Here is a 17866-nt window from a genome sequence, read left to right as displayed (position 1 = left end):
CCCCCTGACAGGGCCCCGTAACACGGCGGTGATGCGCGCGGGTTAGCGTGGATCCATGCTCGGCTCGAACCCCGGATACCCGCGTACCGCGACGGTGAGCCGCGTGCGCCGGCCCGAGCCCGTGCACCCGCTGCCGACCCTGGAGCGGGTGCTCGACGAGCTGGGATCGACCTTCCTCACCGCGCTCGCGCCGGTTCCCGACCCGGGCCGTCGCGTCGGCGGAGTGGTCGTGCACGACCCCCTCGACGAGCAGGCCGTCGCGGACGGCGCGATCGTGCTGGGCGTCGGCCTCTCGGGCGGAGCGGGGCTGCGCACCGTGCTGGCGGCGCTCGGCGCGCAGGGGGCGGGCGCCGTCGTGCTGCGGGAGCCCGTGGACGTCGACGAGGCGACCGCCGTGGTCGCGACCGAGCACGGCGTCGCGCTGCTCGGCCTCACCCGAGGGGCCTCGTGGACGCAGCTGAGCGCCATGGTGCAGGCATTGGTTGCCGAGCCCGTCGACGACCGGGCGCACGACCTGATCGGCGGCTTGCCGAGCGGCGATCTCTTCACGCTCGCGAACGCCATCGCGGCCCTGCTGGACGCCCCCATCACGATCGAGGACCGCAACTCGCGCGTGCTCGCGTTCTCGGCCCGACAGGATGAGGCCGACCATTCGCGCATCGAGACGATCCTCGAACGGCAGGTGCCAGAGCGGTACTCCCGGCTGCTCACCGAGAACGGGTTCTTCAAGCGCCTCTACTCGAGTGAGGAGCCCCAGTACGTGCAGCTCACGTTCGACGGCACCGACCTGAAGACCCGGTGCGCGATCGCCGTGCGCGCGGGCGGCGAGATCCTCGGATCCATCTGGGCCGCCGTGCCGGGCGAGCTCAGCGACGAGCGCACGGCCGCGCTGCGCGACGCGGGCAAGGTCGTCGCGCTGCACCTGCTCAGCCTGCGTGCGGGGGCGGACGTCGAGCGCCGCCTGCGGGCCGACCTGCTCAGCACGGCGCTCGAGGGCGGCGACGGCGCCGTGTACGCGCTGGAGAGGCTGGGGCTCGATGCGCAGCCCGTGGTCGTGCTGGCGGCCGAGGTGCTCGACGGGCAGGGCGAGGGCCTGGAGGGGGCCGGCGACCGGCAGGCCCAGCGGCAGCGGTTCGCCGACGCGATCGCGATGCACCTGGCCGCCGTGCATCCGCAGGCCAGCGCGGCGCTGCTGAGCGGCACCATCTACGGACTGCTGCCGGTCAGGTCGGCGGAAGCGGGCGAGGCGCAGGCGGCACGGCTCGCGGGTGACTTCCTCGCGCGGATCGGATCGCGCACCCCCGTCATGATCGGGATCGGCCGGGTCGCAAGCGGCCCGCGCGGGGTCGTGCGGTCGCGCGAGGGCGCGGAGCGCGCGCTGCGAGTGCGGCTCGAGCACGGGCCGAGCGCCTCGGGAGGGGCAGCGGGGTCGTCGTCGCACGTCGCGCTGTTCAGCGACGTGCACGTCGAGGCGCTGCTGCTCGAGCTGCGCGATCGCGTGCGGGCGGGCGAGGAGCAGGCGACAGGAGCCGTCGCACGGCTGCTCGAGCACGACCGCGCGAACGACACCCGCTTCGTCGACACGCTGCGCGCGTGGCTCGACCACATGGGCGACGTGTCATCCGCCGCGGAGGCCCTGCACATCCACCCCAACACGTTCCGGTATCGGCTGCGGCGCCTGGCCGAGGTGGGGGAGATGGACCTCGCCGATCCGGAGGCCCGGTTCGCGGCGCAGCTGCAGCTGCGCATCATCCCCGACCTCGCCCAGCGCCGGAGCTGAGGCGATGAGGGTGGTGTGGACGGCGGGCGCAGACGGAGCGGCACCTGCCGATCGATATCCTGACGGAATGCTCCACCACGCATCCGCGCGCCCTTCCGCCGGGTCGGCGGGCGTCGTCCTGAGCGAGGCGCACGCGATCGACGAGCTGCGCGAGGTCTCCGCCCTGCTCGAGTCGGTGTGGGGCCGCACGCCCGAGGGCGCGCCCATGCACAGCGACACGATGCGCAGCCTCGTGCACGCCGGCGGCCTGGTGTCGGTGGCACGCGACGCCGCGGGCGCCACGGGCGCCGGGGCGATGGTGGGCGCGGCGGTGCTCGTGCGCGATGAGCCCGGACGCGCGTACGGCATCATCGCGGCGGCCGCGCCCGGCATGAGCGACCGTGGCATCGGCTTCGCGCTCAAGAGGCACCAGCGCGACTGGTGCCTCGCGCACGGCATCGGCGAGATCCGCTGGACCTTCGACCCCCTCATGGCGCGCAACGCGCGCTTCAACCTGTCCAAGCTCGGCGCGGTCGCACTCGCGTACGAGGAGTCGTTCTACGGCGAGATGATCGACGACATCAACCGGGGCGACGACAGCGACCGTCTCGTCGCGTCCTGGGTGCTCGACGCCGAGCCGCGTCCGGAGCCCGCCGATCCGGGTCTGCCGCCCGCGTCGCCGGATGCGCCGGTCGTGCGCGACGAGCGAGGCACCTGGATCGGGATCCCGCGCGACATCGACGACCTGCGCGTGGCCGACCCCGCGTCGGCGGTGCGCTGGCGTCACGCCGTGCGCGACGCGATGCTGCCCCTGTTCGCCCGCGGCGACCGTGCCGTCGGCTTCACCCGCTCCGGCCACTACCTCATGGAAGCGAACATCGAGGCGAGCTCATGAAGATCCGCGACCTGTCCGTGCACCACCTGCGGATCCCTCTCGTGACGCCGTTCCGCACGTCGTTCGGCACCTCGCACACCAAGGAGACCTTCCTGGTGCGGCTCGAGACCGACGACGCGGTCGGATGGGCCGAGTGCGGCGCGGAGGAGGACCCGCTCTACAGCTCGGAGTACCTCGAGGGCGCCGAATGGGTCATCCGGACCCAGCTGGCCCCGCGCCTGCTCGCGCTCGGAGACGCGCTCACGGCCGGTGCGGTGCGTGACGCGCTGGAGCCGGTCAAGGGCCACCGGATGGCCAAGCACGTCGTCGAGACCGCGCTGCTGGACGCCGAGCTGCGGGCCGCAGACATGTCGTTCGGCCGGTACCTCGGCGCCACCCGCACCCGGGTGCCGTCGGGCGTCTCGGTCGGCATCATGGACTCGATCCCCGAGCTGCTCGGTCACGTGCGCGACTACCTCGACCAGGGCTATCTGCGCATCAAGCTGAAGATCGAGCCCGGCTGGGACATCGAGCCCGTGCGCGCGGTGCGCGAGGAGTTCGGCGACGACATCCTGCTGCAGGTCGACGCCAACACGGCGTACACACTGCGCGACGCGCGCCACCTGGCCAGGCTCGACGACTTCGATCTGCTGCTGATCGAACAACCCCTGCCCGAAGACGACATGCGCGGCCACGCCGAGCTGCAGAAGCTCATCACCACGCCCGTGTGCCTCGACGAGTCGATCGAGTCGGCCCGCGACGCGGCCACCGCGATCGCGATGGGGGCCACGCAGGTGATCAACATCAAGCCCTCGCGCGTCGGCGGATATCTCGAGGCACGGCGGATCCACGACATCGCCGAGGCCAATGGCATCCCGGTCTGGTGCGGCGGCATGCTCGAATGCGGCGTGGGCCGGGCGGCCAACCTCGCGCTCGCCGCGCTTCCGAACTTCGTGCTGCCCGGCGACACCTCGGCATCGAGCCGGTACTTCGCCGAGGACATCACCGCGCCGTTCGAGCTCGAGGACGGTCACCTCGCCGTCCCCACGGGCCCGGGCATCGGCATCGACCCGCTGCCCGACGCGCTCGCCGAATTCACGGTCGCCACGACCGCCATAGACCTGCGCTGACCGTCCCCGCCGTCGCGCCGGACCCCACCACCCGAGAGGATCCATCCATGTCCCATCGCATCGCCCGCCGCGCGCTCGCGGCGACCGCCGCCGCCGGGCTCGCCGCCCTGGCGCTCACCGCCTGCTCGTCGGGCGGCGGCTCCGAGGACGCCGCCGTCGACACCTCGGCGCCCCTCTACGACAGCCTGCCGCAGGAGGTCAAGGACGCCGGCAAGATCGTCGTCGGCGGCGACATCGCCTACGCGCCGATGGAGTACTACGACACCGACGGCGAGACGGTGCTCGGCTTCGACAAGGAGCTGACCGACCTCATGACCGCCCAGCTGGGCGTGCCGTTCGAGTGGAACAACGTCGTGTTCGACAGCCTCATCACCGAGCTGAAGTCGGACCGCATCGACGTGGCGATCTCGGGCATGAGCGACACGCCTGAGCGACAGCAGGAGATCGACTTCGTCGACTACTACGTGGCCGGCGCCATGCTGCTGGTGAAGAAGGGCAACCCCGAGGGACTCACCGGCATCGAGGACCTCTGCGGCGTCACGATCGCCGTGCAGCGCGGCACGACGCAGGAGGGCTACGCGCAGGAGCAGTCGGCGGTATGCGAGGAGAACGGCGAGCAGCCGATCGAGATCCTCTCGTACGACCGCGAGACCGAGGCGATGCTGCAGGTCAAGAACGGCCGCGCCGCGTCGGGCCTGCAGGACTACCCGGTCGCGACGTACAACGCGCGCACGTCCGGCGGCGGCGAGGACTTCGAGGTCGTCGGCGAGCAGATCCAGGCCGGCCCGCTGGGCATCGGCATCGGCAAGGAGGACACCGAGCTGCGCGACGCCCTGCAGCAGGCGCTGCAGGCCGTGATGGACTCGGGCGACTACGCCGAGCTCATCGAGAAGTACGAGACGCCGCTCGGCGCGATCGAGTCGGCCACGGTCAACGGCGGCTGACATGAGCGAGACGACGAACACCGCGGCGCCCTCCGCGCCCCTGCCGATCACGGTGGTGCCGGTACGGCACTACGGCCGCTGGGTCTCGGGCGCCGTGGTGCTCGTCGCGCTCGCGGCGCTGATCTACGCGTTCGCGCAGGCCGACATCGCGTACGACCAGACGCTGCACTTCTTCACCGCCGAGACCATCGTGGGCGGCATGGTCGGCACCCTGGCGATCAGCGTCGCCGCCCAGGCGCTCGGCATCCTGCTCGGTGTCGGCGCCGCGGTCATGCGGCTGTCGCCCAACCCGGTCATGCAGGCCGTCGCGGGGGGATACATCTGGCTGTTCCGCGGCACCCCCGTGCTGGTGCAGCTGCTGCTCTGGTACAACCTCTCGCTCGTGTTCCCCGAGGTCGGGATCCCCGGCCTCGGCACCGTCGAGACCAACTCGCTCATGACGCCGTTCGTCGCCGCCCTCCTCGGCCTCGGCATCAACGAGGGCGCGTACATGGCCGAGATCGTGCGCGCGGGCATCCTGTCGGTCGACAAGGGGCAGGTCGAGGCCGCCCACGCGCTCGGCATGAAGCGCGGCAAGACGATGCGACGCATCGTGCTGCCGCAGGCGATGCGGGTGATCGTGCCGCCCACGGGCAACGAGTTCATCAACATGCTCAAGACGTCGTCGCTCGCCTACGCGATCACCTACGGCGAGCTGCTGCAATCGGCCGTGCGCATCTACTCGAACAACCTGCTGGTGGTCGAGCTGCTGCTGACGATCTCCATGTGGTACCTCGTGCTCACCACGGTGTTCAGCATCGGCCAGTACTTCGTCGAGCGCCGCTTCCAGTACAGCTCCACGGGCGAGGCGACCGCCGTCGCCGCCGTCCTCAAGCGCATTCTCCCCGGGAGGACCCGATGACCGCTCCGCTCGTCGAGGCGCGCGGCGTCCGCAAGACCTTCGGCCACAACGAGGTGCTGCAGGGCATCGACCTGCAGGTGGACGTCGGTGAGGTCGTGTGCCTGATCGGCCCGTCGGGATCGGGCAAGTCGACGTTCCTGCGGTGCATCAACCACCTCGAGCGCATCGACGGCGGCACGCTCACGGTCGACGGCGAGCACGTCGGGTACCGGATGCACGACGACAAGCTGTACGAGCTGCGCGAGGACGAGGTGGCGGAGCGGCGCGCGAAGATCGGCATGGTCTTCCAGCGCTTCAACCTGTTCGGTCACATGACCGCCGAGCGCAACGTCATGGAAGCGCCGATGTCGGTGCTCGGGCTGTCGAAGGAGCAGGCGCGCCGCGAGGCGCGGGAGCTGTTGACGCGCGTGGGACTCGCGGAGCGCATGCACGCGTACCCGCACGAGCTCTCAGGCGGCCAGCAGCAGCGCGTGGCGATCGCGCGGGCGCTGGCGATGAAGCCTCAGCTCATGCTGTTCGACGAGCCGACCAGCGCGCTCGACCCGGAGCTCGTGGGCGAGGTGCTCGACGTCATGCGCGAGCTGGCTCGCGAGGGCATGACGATGATCGTCGTGACGCACGAGATGAGCTTCGCGCGCGACGTCGCCGATCGGGTGATCTTCATGGACGGCGGCGTCGTGGTCGAGCAGGGCCCGGCCGCCGACGTGATCGGCGCGCCGCGACACGCGCGCACGAGGGAGTTCCTGGGCAAGGTCGGATGAGCCGTGCCCGCCCCGCGGCGCCGCCTCAGAGGGCGCCGTGCGAGGCGGGCATCTCACGCGGCGAGGGGGTCGACCGGCCCCATCCGCGCCCGGCGACCACCTTGCCGAGCAGCGGCAGGATACGGTGGGGCACCGGAGTCGACACCGTGAAGGTCGACGTGGTGCGGCGCACCCCGTCGATCTCGACGATCGCGGTGGTCAGCACCTGCAGCTCCTCGAGCGACCCGATCGCGACGTGGGCGAGCACATCCTCCCGGCCGGCCCGGATGCTCACCTCGAGCACCTCGGGAAGGCGCGACAGCTCGTGCACGATGTGCGCCATCCTGCGCTGATCGATCTCGATCGACAGCGACGCGCGCACCCCCGCGCCGATCTGCGCCAGGTCGATCACAGGGCGGAACCCGAGCAGCACGCCGTCGTCTTCGAGGCGCTTGAGCCGCAGGTTGACGGTGGTGCGGCTCACACCGAGCTCGGCCGCGAGCTCGGCGATGCCGATGCGCGCGTTCTCGGTGAGCCGGGCCAGGATCTCGACGTCCAGCTGGTCGATGGTTGCCATCGTGCACACCTCCGCAGTCTCGGGCCGCCGCCTGCGCGCCAGGATGTCATGTTGTCACGGAATCCGTTGACCGAGGCGACTGTTGATCCGGATACTCCTATACATCCCGCCCCTGCGATCCAGGGACGGGATGCGGCCTGCCCGAACCGGGGCGCGGGCCGCCCACGAGAGCCGGCGTCGGCCCGCCCACAGGCGGGCGCACCGGGTGAGGAGACACGAGCATGGGATCCAGGACGTCCGCCGCGAGTGCGGCATCCGGCACGAGCGCGGCATCCGGCACCAGCGCGGCATCCGGTGCGAGCGGCGTATCGGGTACGCGTGGAGTGTTCGACGCGAGCGGCGTGATCGACGTCGCAGAGACCGCCGGGCACGAGCACGTGGTGTTCTGCCGCGACGACGCCACGGGCCTGCGGGCCATCGTGGCCATCCACGACACCACGCTCGGCCCGGCGCTCGGCGGCACGCGCTTCCGGCACTACGCGAGCCCCTGGGATGCGCTGGACGACGTGCTGCGCCTGTCGCAGGGCATGACGTCGAAGAACGCCGCCGCGGGGCTGCCGTTCGGCGGCGGGAAGGCCGTGATCATCGGCGATCCGTCCGCCCACAAGACGCCGGAGCTGCTGCGCGCCTACGGCCGCTTCGTCGACAGCCTCGGCGGACGATACGTGACCGCGGCCGACGTGGGCACGAACTCCGACGACCTCGACATCGTCGGCGAGGAGACCGCCTTCGTGACCGGCCGCACGCCGGCCCGCGGCGGGTCGGGCGACAGCGGCCCCGACACGGCGCGCGGGGTGTTCCACGCGATGCGCGCGGCGGCCGAGCGGCTGTGGGGCACGCCCAGCCTCGCGGGCCGTGCGGTGGGCGTCGAGGGCGCGGGCAAGGTGGGGGGAGTGCTCGCGCGCCTCCTGGTCGACGACGGCGCGACCGTGGTCGTGGCCGATCCGGACGCCGCGGCGCGCGAACGGGTGCGGGCGGCCACCGACGGCGCCGCGCGGGTCGGCGAGGCGCTGCCCGCCGGGCTCGACGTGTACGCGCCGTGCGCTCTCGGCGGCACGGTCACGGTCCACAGGGCCCAGGAGCTGGGAGCACAGCTGGTGTGCGGGGCCGCGAACAACCAGCTGCCGACGCCGGATGTCGACGCCACGCTGCACGCGGCGGGCATCCTGTGGGTGCCCGATTACGTCGCCAACGCTGGCGGGGTCATCCACCTGGTCAGCGGCGAGCGGCTGGGCCGCACGCCCGAGGAGGTCGCCGCCGACGTGCGGCGCATCGGCGAGACGACGCGCGAGGTGCTGGAGCGCGCCGCCGCGGACGGCATCCCGACCGGCGCCGCGGCCGACGCGCTCGTCGCCGCGCGTCTGGCGGCTGGCCGTGGCTGAGCGGGGCCATGCCGCCGCGGACACGATCTCGGTCGGCGGCTACCTCGCGGCACGCCTGGTGCAGCTCGGCTGTCGCCACCTGTTCGGGCTGCCGGGCGACTTCAACCTCAACCTGCTCGACGAGATGCTCGAGGACGAGGATCTGGCATGGATGGGCTCGGCGAACGAGCTGAACGCCGCCTACGCCGCAGACGGCTACGCGCGCGTCGGCCGTGCCGTCGGCGCACTCGTGACGACCTACGGCGTCGGGGAGCTCTCGGCCGTCAACGGCGTGGCGGGGAGCTACGCAGAGGACGTGCCGGTCGTGCACATCGCGGGCCTTCCGAGCCGCGCCGCCATGAGCACGGGGGCACGCCTGCACCACACGCTGCTCGACGGCGACTTCCAGCACTTCGTGCGGATGTACCGCGAGGTGACGGTCGCGCAGGCCGTGCTCGACGGCACCGACCCCGCGGCCGAGATCGACCGCGCGCTCGCGGCCATGCTCGCCGCGAGCAAGCCCGTCTACGTCGGCGTGCCGCTCGACGTCGCGCGGCTCCCGGTGTCCCGGGAGCCGCTGCGCAGCCCCCTCGTGCCCCCGGCGAGCGATCCGATCGCCGTCGCCGATTTCACCGATGCGCTGCGGCATCGCCTGGCGCGGATGGACCGCCTGACCGTGCTCGCCGGACCCGGCGTGCACCGTCGCGGGCTCGAGGCGAGCGTGGCGCGCCTGGCCGGTGTGCCGGGCGTGCGCATCGCGTCGCAGGTCGGATCGAAGGCGCTGCTGGACGAGACCCATCCGGCCAGCCTCGGCACCTACCTCGGCGTGAACACCCGCGATGCGCGGTCGCAGGCGATCGTGGACGATGCCGACATGCTGGTCATGGTCGGCACGGTCTACAGCGACTTCAGCACGGGCTTCTTCAGCCACAGGTACCAGCCGGCGCACGCGATCGAGCTCGCTCTCGATCGCGCCCGCATCGGGCCCGCCGTGTATCCCGGCGTGCGGCTCGACGAGGCGCTGGCCGCGCTCGGCGAGGTTGTGGCGGAGTGCCGCTTCTCGTCGCCGGATGACGTGCCGCCGCCGGACGTGCGCGAGGAGGCGGCCGACGACGACGCGCCCCTCGACCACGTCGCCCTGTGGGCGCTGCTGCAGGACTGGATCCCCTCGGGCACCACGCTGATCGCCGAGGCCGGCACCGCGTTCTACGGCGCCCTCGACCTCACCCTTCCCGAGCGCAGCGACCTGCTCGGTCAGCCGGTGTGGTCGTCGATCGGGTACACGCTGCCCGCCGCGCTGGGGGCCGCGCTCGCCCGACCGGATCGACGGCCGGTGCTCGTGATCGGCGACGGCTCGGCGCAGCTGACCGTGCAGGAGCTGGGGCGCCTGCTCGCCCAGCCGAACGCTCCCGTGGTGCTGCTGCTCGACAACGACGGCTACACGGTCGAACGCAAGATCCAGAGCCCCGAGGCGGTGTATCAGGACATCCAGCGCTGGGACTGGAACGCCCTGCCGGCCGCGCTCGGCGCATCCGGCACGCAGGTGCACGACGCCGGCACGCCGGGCGAGCTGCGCGCCGCGCTGCACGCCGCATCCGATGCGTCCCGCGCGCACTTCGTGCGCGTGCGCCTCGACCGCCACGACGCCCCGCGGCTGCTGCTCGCCCTCGCGGCGGGTATCGCCAAGGCCAACGCCCGGGCGTGAGCGGCGGGGGTCAACCCTCCCCGGATGATCCGCCGTGCTCGGGCTGGGTGCGTGCCGCTCGCTCACGGGCGCTCCAGCCGATCACCCCGTCGAGGCCGTGCGCGATCAGCGCCTCGCGCTTGCGGCGGCTCCATCCCTGGATCTGCTTCTCCCAGTGGTACGCCTCGCCGATGTGCTCGCACTCCCACGACCACACGAGCTCGACGGGGCGGCGGCCCAGCCTGCGGGTATAGGCCGACCCCCGCCCCTGCTGATGCTCCCAGACCCGCCGTTCGAGGTCGCGGGTGCTGCCGCAGTACAGCGAACCGTCGGCGCAGCGGAGGAGGTACACGTGTGCGGCCATGCTCGGACGGTAGCCGCCGCCGTGGAGGCGGCGGGACATCCATCCACAGGATGGGTGCGGCGCTCAACGACCAAGGGGCGGTTCCCGCTGTCGAGTTGGTTGAGCGAGGGAGCTTGCGACCGAGTCGAAACCGCGGAAACGGCTGGGGGGTTGTGCTTCGGGTGGGTGTGGTGTCGTTTCGACTCGCTGCGCTCGCTCAACGAGCAAGAGGGGGAGGGGTGCCCCCTCCAAGTTGGTTGAGCGAGGGAGCTTGCGACCGAGTCGAAACCGCGGAAACGGTTGGTGGGTTGTGCTTCGGGTGGGTGTGGTGTCGTTTCGACTCGCTTCGCTCGCTCAACGAGCAGAGGGGAGGGGAGGGGTGCCCCCTCCAAGTTGGTTGAGCGAGGGAGCTTGCGACCGAGTCGAAGCCCGGAAACGGTTGGTGGGTTGTGCCTCGGGTGGGTGTGGTGTCGTTTCGACTCGCTGCGCTCGCTCAACGAGCAAGAGGGGGAGGTACCCCCTCCAAGTTGGTTGAGCGAGGGAGCTTGAGACCGAGTCGAAGCCCGGGAACGGTTGGTGGGTTGTGCCTCGGTGGGTGTGGTGTCGTTTCGACTCGCTGCGCTCGCTCAACGAGCAGAGGGGAGGGGAGGGGTGCCCCCCCCAAGTTGGTTGAGCGAGGGAGCTTGCGACCGAGTCGAAACCGCGGAAACGGTTGGCGGGTTGTGCTTCGGGTGGGTGTGGTGTCGTTTCGACTCGCTTCGCTCGCTCAACGAGCAAGAGGGGGAGGGGTGCCCCCTCCAGGTTGGTTGAGCGAGGGAGCTTGCGACCGAGTCGAAACCGCGGAAACGGTTGGTGGGTTGTGCTTCGGGTGGGTGTGGTGTCGTTTCGCCTCGCTGCGCTCGCTCAACGAGCAGAAGGGGGAGGGGAGCGCGCCCCCAGTCGTCCGGGTGGGTGTGGTGTCGTTTCGACTCGCTTCGCTCGTTGAACGAGCAGGAGGGGGTCAGGCCGGGATGTCGACCAGGCGGGTGCGGAAGCGGGCGAGGCGGTCGGGATCGACCTCGACGCCGAAGCCGGGGCCGGTGGGCACGTCGACCACGCCGTCGTGCATCCGGATGGGCTCGGTCGTGATGTCCTCGGTGTAGAAGCGGTCGGAGCCCGAGATGTCGCCCGGCAGCGTGAAGCCGGGCAGGGCGGCGAGGGCGGCGTTCGCGGCCCGGCCCACACCGGTCTCGAGCATGCCGCCGCACCACACGGCGATGCCGTGCGCGCGGGCGATGTCGTGGATGCGGCGCGCCTCCAGGTAGCCCCCCACGCGGCCCGGCTTGATGTTGATCACGGCGGCCGCGCCGAGCATGATCGCGTCGGCGGCGGCCTCGGCCGAGACGACCGACTCGTCGAGGCAGATCGGCGTGTGCATGAGCTTGGCCAGCTCGGCGTGCTGCCGGATGTCGGCCTCGCCGAGCGGCTGCTCGATCAGCAGCAGGCCGTACTCGTCCAGCCGGCGCAGATGCGCGGCGTCGACCAGGGTGTAGGCGGCGTTGGCATCGACCTGGAAGGGCAGGTCGTCGCCGAACTCGCGCCGCACGGCGGCGACGTGCGCGACATCCGCCCCCGGCTGGATCTTGAGCTTGATGCGGGCGTAGCCCTGGTCGATGTAACCGCCGATCACTCCGACCGTGGCCTCGACCGACTCCTGGATGCCCACCGACACACCGGAGGGAACCGTGTCGCGCACGGCGCCCAGGTACGACGCGAACGAGCGCCCCTCGGCGCGCAGCTGCGCGTCCAGCACCGCCATCTCGACGGCCGCCTTGGCCATCTGGTTGCCGATGATCTTGTGCAGGATGTGACCGACCGTCTCGGCGGTGACGTCCTCGGCGGCGAACAGCATCGGGGCGAGCCAGTGCTCGATCACGTACGCCGCGCCCTCCAGGTGCTCCGGCGAGTACACCGGGCTGTCGAGCGCGACGTTCTCGCCCCATCCGGTCACGACCTCGCCGGAGGCGGTCTCGAGCTGGGCCTCGACGAGGAACGTGCGCTTGGCCGTCTGCGTGCTGAACGAGGTGGTGAACGGCGACACCAGGGGCATCTCGATGTGGTGCAGGCGCAGGGAGAGGAGCTTCATCGGAGGTCTTTCTGGAGCGGGGACTTCGTGAGGACGTACATGCCGCCCGTGGCGGCGGGCCGGGCGAAATCGCTGACGACCCAGCCGGATGCGAGCAGCTCGGCCAGGGCGGCGCGGGTCTGCAGGCGCCAGCGGCGGGCGAGGTCGGGATCGGTGCGTCGGAGCGACTCGATGTCGGCGGGCACCGCGACGACCGCCGGCGCGGCCGGGTCGGAGGGGCGCACGTACGCCGAGGGCTCGCCGTCGACGTCGGCCACGGCGACCTGCGCGGAGCGGATGTCGGGCTCGGGGCGCGTCGCGTGCGGCGGCGGCGCGGCCAGATCCCACCGGATGAGCACGCGGTCGGTGTGCTGGCCCGCGTTGATGGCGTCGGTCATCTCGCCGTAGAAGTCGGGCAGGTACTCGACGGCCGCGGCTCCCAGCCGACGGATGTTGAAGAACGCGTTGCGCGCGACCAGCGGGTCGAACGTCCAGGTCATGGCGTCGATGCCGCGCTCCAGGCACCAGGCGCGCTGCACCAGCTTCACGGCCCGGCCGAGTCCGCGTCCGACCGAGTCGGGCAGCAGCCCGACGATGTGCGAGTGGAAGGCGCGGCCGGGCGGTCCGCAGAAGCCCAGGGCGGCGCCGACGGGCTCGCCCTCGGTGGTCTCGGCCATCGCGACGTAGCTGCCCGAGTGCGCGAGCGCGACGGCGAGGGGGGTGTCGAACTGCGGCTGCTCCCAGCCCCAGATCACGCCCATCACGTCGGAGATGCGGCGGCAGTCGGCCGCGTCGTGCGCCTCGACCATGCGGATGCCCACCTGGGCGCACGCGGCATCCGCCACAGCACGGGCGTCGGAGGCGATGCTCTCGGAAGCCGGCAGGACCACGGACATTCAGGCTACCCGCCTGTTCGCGCGGCCCGCGAAGTGCAGGTACCTCTCGCCGTCGATGTCGAGGAGGCGCCCGGCGAACCAGCTCGCACCGTACACCCGGGTCATGAACGAGTCGGGTCCGGTGGGCAGGATGTCGAGCTGCAGGGTGGCGGCCGCACCGGTGGTCGACTGATCGCCGTCCTGCGAGATCTCTCCGCGCACGACGTCCCCATCGGCCCGCAGGCGGAACGTCGTGCCGAGCCGGCGGTACGTGCCTTCGAAGCGCGACGTGTCGACGACCGGCAGGGGATCGGGTGGGCTCAGCGGCTCGGGCAGCTCGACCTCGGCGGCCAGCAGCTCGCGCGCGAGGTCGTCGAAGAGCGCCTGGCCGTCGCCGCCGTTGGTGAGCAGGACGATCACCAGGTCGTGCGTGGGGAGCACGCGCGAGTACGCGAGCTGTCCGTACGTCGAGCCGTCGTGCCCGAAGGAGTCGTCGGACCAGTCGCCGAAGCCCCAGCCCAGGCCCCGTCGCGAGAGCTCGGGCGCAGGCGACTGCTCGCGCCGCATCTCGCGCGCAGCCTGCGGCGACAGCACTCGCGCGCCGTTCGAACCCACGCCGTCGGCCAGGTGCATGCGCTCGAACGCCGCGACGTCGCGGGCTCGCGCCGCGATGATGCCCGCGGGCCCGCTCGACCGGGGGATCTGCCAGTTGGGCACGAGGTCGAAGCCGCCGTCGGCCGGCGTGTGGCCGTGGGCGACGGCGAAGCGGGGCATGCGCTCGGCGCGCGTCTGGGTGTGCGTCAGCCCCAGCGGAGCCAGCAGGCGGTCCCGCAGGGCGTCATCCCAGACCTGTCCGGTGACGACCTCCACCAGGCGCCCCGCCAGCACGTAGCCGGTGTTCGAGTACGACGTGGTGGCCCCGGGCTCGTGCACGAAGCCGATGTCGCCCAGCGACGCCACGTACTTCTCGATGCAGTCGTCGCCGACACCGGTGTCGGTGAACACGTCGCCCTCGATGCCGCTCGAGTGCGTCAGCAGCTGCCGCACCGTGACCCGCGCCATGCGCTCGGGCTCGGCCGAGGGGATGTCGGTCACGTACGAGACGACGGGGGCGTCGAGATCCACGAGCCCCTCGTCGACCAGCTGCATCACGAGCGTGGCGGTGTAGACCTTCGTGATCGACCCGATCTGGAACAGCGCATCCGTCGTGGCGGCGTTGCCGAGCTCGACGTTGAGGATGCCGGATGCCGCCTCGCGCACCTCGCCGGCGCGGTCGATCGCGAGCTGTGCGCCCACGACGCCGTGCGTCACGCGCAGGCGCTCGAGCGTCTCCGCCACGACGTCGGCGGGGTGCGCCGGCGCGGGCGGGGAGGGGGCCAGGGTCGTGTCCATGTCGTCCAGCATCCGCATCCGCCGGTGGCGCTGGTGTGTGCGATCCGACGAACACCCGAGGTCAACCTCGTCGGATCCGACGAACGGCCGTGAACCCGCCGCTCATAGCTTCGTGTCATGGCGAACCCCACCGTCCCCGCGCCCTCCGCTGCGGCCGTCACCGCGTCCGAGCTGCGAGCATGGCTCGCGAGCGCGCTGCCCCGGCTCATCGACGCGCACGGCGTGCCCGGCGCCGTGGCCGGCGTGCTGGTCGGCGGCGAGATCGTCGACGCCGCCGCGGGCATCCTGCACCAGGGCACGGGCGTGCCGGCCGACACCGACTCGCTGTTCCAGATCGGATCGATCACGAAGGTGTGGACCGCCACCCTGGTCATGCAGCTGGTCGACGAGGGCCTGCTCGACCTGGACGCGCCCATCCGGGCGGCCTTGCCCGAGTTCGCCATCGGCGACGAGGAGGCGGCGGCGACCATCACGGCGCGGCACCTGCTGTCGCACCAGGCGGGCTTCGAGGGCGACCTGTTCACGGACACCGGGCGCGGCGACGACTGCGTGGAGAAGTACGTGGCGTCGCTGGCGGACACGCCGCAGCTGTTCACCCCCGGCACGCGCTTCTCGTACAACAACGCCGGCTATGTCGTGCTCGGACGCCTGGTGGAGGTGCTGCGGGGGAAGTCGTACGAGCAGGCGCTGGTCGATCACCTCATCCAGCCTCTGGGCCTGACCCACGCGGCCCCGGGGCCGTACGAGGCGATCATGCACCGCGTGGCACAGGGCCACATCGCCGCCGGCGAGGACGGCGCTCTCGTCCCGGCGCCGATCTGGGCGATGGTGCGATCGAACGGTCCCGCCGGCTCGACCCTGTCGATGCGCGTGGCCGACCTGCTCGCCTTCGCGAAGATGCACGTCGACGGGGGAGTCGCCGCCGACGGCACCCGCGTGCTGGCGGCCGAGTCGGTCGCGGCGATGCGGCAGCGGCAGGTCGACGTGCCGTTCATGGGTCTGCTGGGCGAGGCGTGGGGGCTCGGCTGGGAGCTCGACGAGACGCCCGCGGGGCTGATGGTCTCGCACGACGGCAGCACGATCGGACAGAACGCGTTCCTGCGCGTGATCCCCGAGCTCGGCATCGCCGTCGCCCTGCTCACGAACGGCGGCGACGTGTACGCGATCTCGCGCGCCCTGTTCGAGGCGGCGTTCGACAAGCTGACGGGCACCCGTGTGCTCGCCGATCCGCCGCTTCCCGCCGACCCCGCCGCGTTCGTCGACGAGGCCACGGCCGCGCCCTTCCTCGGCACGTATTCCGCCTCGGTCATGGACGTCGTCGTGAGCCGCGACGACGCCGGCGCGCTGTGGATCGAGACGAAGCTCAAGGGCGACTTCGCCGCGCTGGCTCCCGCGGAGCCCCCCGAGCGCGTCGTGCCCTACAGCGAGCGCGGACTCATCCAGGCCGAGGGCAAGGGCGGCGTGCACGTCGTCTACGCGTTCGTCGACTCCGACGCCGACGGCCGCCACGCCTTCCTCTTCACCAGTCGCGCGCTGCCGCGCTCGGCGTAGGAGGACCGCTCCGCCGCACCGCTCCGTCTCCATCGCAGGTTCCACGGCACCACGCTTCACGGCACCACTTTCCACCGCACTGCAGTGCCTTGCACCGCATCCGGCTCCATCCCGCGCACCACCCGATTCCTCGCAGGGCGACATCCCCACCTCGCCCGCTTCCCATCCCCGGAGGACACAGCATGAAGATCCGCGACCTCTCGCCCGGCGCCCGCCTCGCGGGCATCGCCGGCGTCACCCTGGCCAGCGCTCTCGCTCTGAGCGCCTGCTCGGGCGGCACCTCGGGCGGCGGCCCGTCGGCCGCGCCGGAATACGTCGAGGACGGCACGTTCGTTCTCGCGATCGGCACCGACGTCGGCTCGCTCGACCCCCACCTCGGCGCCGCCAGCGCGGCGTTCGCCGCGGCGAAGTTCGCATACGACCCGCTGGTGAACGTCGACTCGGACGGCCAGGTCGTCTCGGGCATCGCCGAGGAGTGGAACGTCGACGGCACCACCGCGACGTTCACGCTGCGCGACGACGTCACGTGCGCGGACGGCGCGAAGTTCACCGCGACCACCGCCAAGGGCAACATCGACTGGATCGCGAACCCCGAGAACGCCAGCCCCTTCCTGGGCACGTTCGTTCCCGCCGGAGTCACGGCCGAGGCCGATGACGCCGCGCGCACCCTGACCCTGACCCTGGCCTCCCCGGCGCCGTTCGTGCTGGAGGGACTGGCGCAGATCGGCATGGTCTGCGACGCGGGACTCGCCGATCGCTCGACCCTGGCCGAGGGCACCGACGGCACCGGCCCGTACACCGTCACGGACGTCGCCTCGAACGACCACTACACGTACGAGGTGCGCGACGACTACGCGTGGGGCCCCGACGGCGCCACGACGACCGAGCCCGGCGTGCCGTCGACCGTCGAGTTCCGCGTCATCCCGAACGAGACGACCGCCGCCAACCTGCTGCTCTCGGGCGACATCAACGCGGCCCGCATCATCGGACCGGACGCCGCGCGCCTGGCGGGCACCGAGCAGGTCTCGAGCGAGGCCGTGACGGGCGAGACCTGGTTCAACCAGGCCGAGGGCCGCGTCACCGCCGACATCGCCGTGCGCACGGCGCTCGCGCAGGCCCTCGACCTCGACGAGCTGGCGAACGTCATCACGTCGGGCACGGGCAAGCGCGCCACGCAGCTGGCTGTCGCGGCTCCGGCCGCATGCCAGGGCGGCGACTTCACCACGGCCCTGCCCGAGGCGGGCGCCGACAGCGCGGCCGCGACGCTCGAAGGCGCCGGCTGGACCAAGAACGGCGACGTGTGGGAGAAGGACGGCGCGCCCCTGGCGGTGTCGTTCATCCACGACTCGGCCCTCGGCGCGGGGGGTGCCGCGGCGGCCGAGCTCGTCGTCGCCGCCTGGACCGAGCTGGGCGTGCAGGTCGACGCCAGCACGATGCCGACCGATGAGCTCTCGGGCGTCATGTTCGGCGGCGGTGACTGGGACGCCATCTGGGAGCCCCTCAACGTCAACACGCCCGACCAGCTGGTCGGCTTCCTGCGTGTTCGAGATGGGCGACGCCGTGCACCTCGACCGCGTATTGAACGCCGTGCGCCGTATCGACGCCGTCTACGACGTCTACCGCGTGACCTC

At 71.9% G+C, this 17866-nt stretch carries 14 protein-coding genes and 1 pseudogene; 10 read left to right on the top strand and 5 right to left on the bottom strand.

The genetic code is table 11. From position 1 onward, the window contains the following. Positions 1 to 55 precede the first annotated feature (55 nt). The 6 genes from ABTW64_RS14805 to ABTW64_RS14780 all read left to right on the top strand — a co-directional run bounded on the left by ABTW64_RS14805 (position 56) and on the right by ABTW64_RS14780 (position 6369). Complete coding sequence (locus ABTW64_RS14805; protein WP_350623654.1) at positions 56 to 1780, top strand: PucR family transcriptional regulator; 1725 nt, start codon at positions 56 to 58, stop codon at positions 1778 to 1780. A 67-nt stretch (positions 1781 to 1847) separates the two neighbouring features. Then, positions 1848 to 2654 (top strand): hypothetical protein, encoded by an 807-nt coding sequence (locus ABTW64_RS14800; RefSeq protein WP_350623652.1) that lies wholly within the window; start codon positions 1848 to 1850, stop codon positions 2652 to 2654. After that, positions 2651 to 3763, top strand: coding sequence for an o-succinylbenzoate synthase (gene menC, locus ABTW64_RS14795; RefSeq protein WP_350623650.1), 1113 nt, complete (start codon positions 2651 to 2653; stop codon positions 3761 to 3763). The genes ABTW64_RS14800 and menC (ABTW64_RS14795) overlap by 4 nt, the downstream gene beginning before the upstream one ends. 47 nt (positions 3764 to 3810) lie before the next feature. After that, positions 3811 to 4707, top strand: a complete 897-nt coding sequence (locus ABTW64_RS14790) for an ABC transporter substrate-binding protein (RefSeq protein WP_350623648.1) — start codon at positions 3811 to 3813, stop codon at positions 4705 to 4707. A 1-nt stretch (position 4708) separates the two neighbouring features. Beyond that, positions 4709 to 5608, top strand: a complete 900-nt coding sequence (locus ABTW64_RS14785) for an amino acid ABC transporter permease (RefSeq protein WP_350623646.1) — start codon at positions 4709 to 4711, stop codon at positions 5606 to 5608. Further along, a complete protein-coding gene (locus ABTW64_RS14780; RefSeq protein ID WP_350623644.1) occupies positions 5605 to 6369 on the top strand; it encodes an amino acid ABC transporter ATP-binding protein in 765 nt (254 codons plus the stop codon). The genes ABTW64_RS14785 and ABTW64_RS14780 overlap by 4 nt, the downstream gene beginning before the upstream one ends. Before the next feature lie 25 nt (positions 6370 to 6394). Here ABTW64_RS14780 and ABTW64_RS14775 read toward each other — a convergent pair whose 3' ends face one another. Continuing rightward, on the bottom strand, positions 6395 to 6925 hold the full coding sequence (locus ABTW64_RS14775) for an Lrp/AsnC family transcriptional regulator (protein WP_350623642.1): 531 nt from the start codon (positions 6923 to 6925) through the stop codon (positions 6395 to 6397). Between the two features lie 221 nt (positions 6926 to 7146). Between ABTW64_RS14775 and ABTW64_RS14770 the strand changes: the two genes are divergently transcribed. Then, positions 7147 to 8307 (top strand): Glu/Leu/Phe/Val family dehydrogenase, encoded by a 1161-nt coding sequence (locus ABTW64_RS14770; RefSeq protein WP_350623640.1) that lies wholly within the window; start codon positions 7147 to 7149, stop codon positions 8305 to 8307. Then, positions 8300 to 9991, top strand: coding sequence for an alpha-keto acid decarboxylase family protein (locus ABTW64_RS14765; protein WP_350623638.1), 1692 nt, complete (start codon positions 8300 to 8302; stop codon positions 9989 to 9991). The genes ABTW64_RS14770 and ABTW64_RS14765 overlap by 8 nt, the downstream gene beginning before the upstream one ends. 10 nt (positions 9992 to 10001) lie before the next feature. On the opposite strand, the gene ABTW64_RS14760 is transcribed toward ABTW64_RS14765, so the two are convergent. The 4 genes from ABTW64_RS14760 to ABTW64_RS14745 form a co-directional block, all read right to left on the bottom strand. Further along, a complete protein-coding gene (locus ABTW64_RS14760) occupies positions 10002 to 10334 on the bottom strand; it encodes a GIY-YIG nuclease family protein (protein WP_350623636.1) in 333 nt (110 codons plus the stop codon). A gap of 979 nt (positions 10335 to 11313) precedes the next feature. Then, complete coding sequence (gene menC / locus ABTW64_RS14755) at positions 11314 to 12438, bottom strand: o-succinylbenzoate synthase (RefSeq protein WP_350623634.1); 1125 nt, start codon at positions 12436 to 12438, stop codon at positions 11314 to 11316. Continuing rightward, a complete protein-coding gene (locus tag ABTW64_RS14750) occupies positions 12435 to 13307 on the bottom strand; it encodes a hypothetical protein (protein WP_350623631.1) in 873 nt (290 codons plus the stop codon). The genes menC (ABTW64_RS14755) and ABTW64_RS14750 overlap by 4 nt, the downstream gene beginning before the upstream one ends. A gap of 6 nt (positions 13308 to 13313) precedes the next feature. Next, entirely contained in the window at positions 13314 to 14684 is a 1371-nt protein-coding gene (locus ABTW64_RS14745) for a serine hydrolase domain-containing protein (RefSeq protein ID WP_350623629.1), read from the bottom strand. Positions 14685 to 14801: 117 nt separating this feature from the next. Between ABTW64_RS14745 and ABTW64_RS14740 the strand changes: the two genes are divergently transcribed. Then, complete coding sequence (locus tag ABTW64_RS14740) at positions 14802 to 16235, top strand: serine hydrolase domain-containing protein (protein WP_350623627.1); 1434 nt, start codon at positions 14802 to 14804, stop codon at positions 16233 to 16235. Between the two features lie 182 nt (positions 16236 to 16417). Continuing rightward, positions 16418 to 17698: pseudogene (locus ABTW64_RS14735) on the top strand (ABC transporter substrate-binding protein); the annotation flags it as partial. Positions 17699 to 17866 lie beyond the last annotated feature (168 nt).

Source organism: Microbacterium sp. NPDC096154 (genome assembly GCF_040302945.1).
Taxonomy (GTDB): Bacteria; Actinomycetota; Actinomycetes; order Actinomycetales; family Microbacteriaceae; genus Microbacterium.
This window is presented reverse-complemented; position numbering and strand designations above follow the sequence as displayed.

What these genes read in the sequence shown, in the direction of transcription:
- ABTW64_RS14780 (WP_350623644.1), top strand. Translation starts at nt 5,605, where the DNA reads ATGACCGCTCCGCTCGTCGAGGCGCGCGGCGTCCGCAAGACCTTCGGC.
- ABTW64_RS14770 (WP_350623640.1), top strand. Translation starts at nt 7,147, where the DNA reads ATGGGATCCAGGACGTCCGCCGCGAGTGCGGCATCCGGCACGAGCGCG.
- ABTW64_RS14785 (WP_350623646.1), top strand. Translation starts at nt 4,709, where the DNA reads ATGAGCGAGACGACGAACACCGCGGCGCCCTCCGCGCCCCTGCCGATC.
- ABTW64_RS14760 (WP_350623636.1), bottom strand. Translation starts at nt 10,334, where the DNA reads ATGGCCGCACACGTGTACCTCCTCCGCTGCGCCGACGGTTCGCTGTAC.
- ABTW64_RS14740 (WP_350623627.1), top strand. Translation starts at nt 14,802, where the DNA reads ATGGCGAACCCCACCGTCCCCGCGCCCTCCGCTGCGGCCGTCACCGCG.
- menC (WP_350623634.1), bottom strand. Translation starts at nt 12,438, where the DNA reads ATGAAGCTCCTCTCCCTGCGCCTGCACCACATCGAGATGCCCCTGGTG.
- menC (WP_350623650.1), top strand. Translation starts at nt 2,651, where the DNA reads ATGAAGATCCGCGACCTGTCCGTGCACCACCTGCGGATCCCTCTCGTG.
- ABTW64_RS14800 (WP_350623652.1), top strand. Translation starts at nt 1,848, where the DNA reads ATGCTCCACCACGCATCCGCGCGCCCTTCCGCCGGGTCGGCGGGCGTC.
- ABTW64_RS14745 (WP_350623629.1), bottom strand. Translation starts at nt 14,684, where the DNA reads ATGGACACGACCCTGGCCCCCTCCCCGCCCGCGCCGGCGCACCCCGCC.
- ABTW64_RS14790 (WP_350623648.1), top strand. Translation starts at nt 3,811, where the DNA reads ATGTCCCATCGCATCGCCCGCCGCGCGCTCGCGGCGACCGCCGCCGCC.
- ABTW64_RS14805 (WP_350623654.1), top strand. Translation starts at nt 56, where the DNA reads ATGCTCGGCTCGAACCCCGGATACCCGCGTACCGCGACGGTGAGCCGC.
- ABTW64_RS14775 (WP_350623642.1), bottom strand. Translation starts at nt 6,925, where the DNA reads ATGGCAACCATCGACCAGCTGGACGTCGAGATCCTGGCCCGGCTCACC.